General features: G+C 40.5%; 2 protein-coding genes. One reads left to right on the top strand and one right to left on the bottom strand.

Annotated features, from left to right (window positions below; all coding sequences use genetic code 11):
* The coding region (locus AC1DRF_RS26655) for a catalase (RefSeq protein ID WP_477742150.1) at positions 1-928 on the top strand (928 nt) is incomplete at its 5' end.
* A gap of 47 nt (positions 929-975) precedes the next feature.
* Here the strand turns inward: AC1DRF_RS26655 and AC1DRF_RS26650 are convergent.
* On the bottom strand, positions 976-1,377 hold the full coding sequence (locus tag AC1DRF_RS26650) for a hypothetical protein (RefSeq protein WP_427076006.1): 402 nt from the start codon (positions 1,375-1,377) through the stop codon (positions 976-978).
* Positions 1,378-1,646: the final 269 nt, after the last annotated feature.

The following is a 1,646-nucleotide window of genomic DNA, read 5'->3' as shown; positions in this document are numbered from 1 at the left end:
AAAGCAAGCAGAAGAAATCCAAGCTAAAAATATCAGTCACGCCACTCAAGACTTGTATGAAGCGATTGAGAGCGGTAACTACCCCGAGTGGGAACTTTGTATACAAATCATGGAAGATGGAGAGCATCCTGAACTGGATTTTGATCCGCTTGATGACACGAAAATTTGGCCGGAAGACCAATTTCCATTTCTACCAGTAGGTAAAATGGTCCTAGATAAAAATCCAAGCAACGTATTTGCTGAAACGGAGCAAGTCGCATTTGGTACGGGTGTACTTGTAGACGGGCTGGATTTTTCTGATGATAAAATGCTGCAAGGAAGAACGTTTTCCTATTCCGACACGCAGCGTCACCGGGTGGGAACAAACTACTTGCAGCTGCCTATTAACGCGCCGAAAAAACATGTAGCAACAAATCAACGCGACGGTCAAATGGCCTATCATGTAGATGCTGCTCCAGGTCAGAACCCGCACGTGAATTACGAGCCTTCTTCTCTTGGAGGTCTTCAAGAAGCGCATGACCATCCAAAACCTCATCAGCCTTATGTTGAAGGAAATGTAAAAAAAGAAAAAATTGATCGTACAAATGACTTTAAGCAAGCAGGTGAACGCTATCGTTTACTAGAGGACTGGGAACGTGATGAGCTTATTCAAAATTTAGTAGACGGCTTGAAATGTTGTCATCATACCGTTCAAACAAAGATGATTGAGCTTTTAACTCAATGTGATTTTGACTATGGCAATCGAGTAGCAAATGGCATTGGTCTTCTAATGCATGATGATGGTTCCCTAGAAATTGAAATGGGAGCAGAAATGACTCCTACATACGGCAAATTGCCAAAAGAAGGCGGTTCACCGTTAGGGAGCAACAAAGCTGCTGATGCGGTAGAAGAAGCTAATGAAAAAGGACACGATGCTCATCCTTATTAACAAAAAACATCCTGCAGCGACAGCAGGATGTTTTTTGGGTTAAACGCTTATGACCAAGTAACGGCAAACACGTGGTAGTCATTTTTTAACTGTGGCGCATCAGTGGGTGTCCCGTGCTGATATCCTTGTTTCACTCTTTTAGGATGTAAAGGTTGAACCCATTCTTTCACTTGCTGTTTTGTACCATTTGCTAAAATATATACACAATCAGAAAATGCCCCGTCATTGCTTGGACTATCAACTTTTAGTACTTCCACTAACACATCTTGGACACACGTTTTTCTCTGAATACACATAAGCGTATGGTAGATAATATCAGCGGACACATCGTTATTTAAACGAAAGCCCACCTTTTTTTGTTCAAAAAAAGACGAGAATGAGACGATTGGTAATGTCTTTTTTTGTTCATACGCTTGAGATAAAATCTTGACAAGAACTTCTCCACTCAAGATGATCCCTCTTTCTAAAAAACGCTTCATCACAACATATGTGAGCATTTATTATGCTCATAGGATAATATATTATCATAGTTTAATTCTGTGGTGTTAGTCTTTTTTGGGGTTTTTACACTGGGAATTATACCCGCCTATTTCTTGCGTTTCCCTGACGTTCTCGCTACTAGCAACACAATTATTAATAAAATAAATACCCCTGCCCCTGCAAACATATCATACAAGAAATCAAGCATCATACTCCTCCTCTTCCTTCAAAAAAACGC

It is taken from the genome of Priestia sp. P5_B4 (genome assembly GCF_056400385.1).
Note: the sequence above shows the minus strand (reverse complement) of the source record. Positions and strands in the feature narration are given on the sequence as shown.